The sequence below is a fragment of the Rossellomorea aquimaris genome (assembly GCF_001877785.1).
In the GTDB taxonomy this organism is placed as follows: Bacteria; Bacillota; Bacilli; order Bacillales; family Bacillaceae_B; genus Rossellomorea; species Rossellomorea aquimaris_A.
On sequence record NZ_MINN01000057.1, the window covers coordinates 1 to 433 of the forward strand.

A 433-nucleotide genomic window follows, 5' to 3' on the forward strand; every position below is an offset into this window, starting at 1 on the left:
GTCCTTCATCGGCTCCTAGTGCCAAGGCATCCACCGTGCGCCCTTCATAACTTAACCGAATTGGTTGTTACATAAGGTTTAAAACCTAAAATGGCGATACTCGGTAATTTCTTGACTATCAATTAACTTTATCTAGTTTTCAAAGAACAAGGCCACTAATTTGCTTCACATCATGAAACTCATCAGTGAATTCTCTTCGTGCTGCCTTGCGCTGAGGTGAAGACAACATCTTCGAATCAGCTTTGCCGCAAGCGCAAAAAGAAATAAAAATTACTTGTTGTAAAACAAGTAATATCATTTTGATGGTTAAACCATCAAAACTGAACAAAACTTCGACTGTCAAACGTTTCATGTAATATTCCTTAGAAAGGAGGTGATCCAGCCGCACCTTCCGATACGGCTACCTTGTTACGACTTCACCCCAATCATCTGT

1 protein-coding gene and 1 rRNA gene are annotated in these 433 nt (G+C 40.2%); both read right to left on the reverse strand.

The annotated features are described in order from the left end of the window. Positions 1–139 precede the first annotated feature (139 nt). Positions 140–352 (reverse strand): hypothetical protein, encoded by a 213-nt coding sequence (locus BHE18_RS02385; protein WP_071617090.1) that lies wholly within the window; start codon positions 350–352, stop codon positions 140–142. Between the two features lie 14 nt (positions 353–366). Further along, positions 367–433, reverse strand: a 16S ribosomal RNA gene (locus tag BHE18_RS02390); the annotation flags it as partial.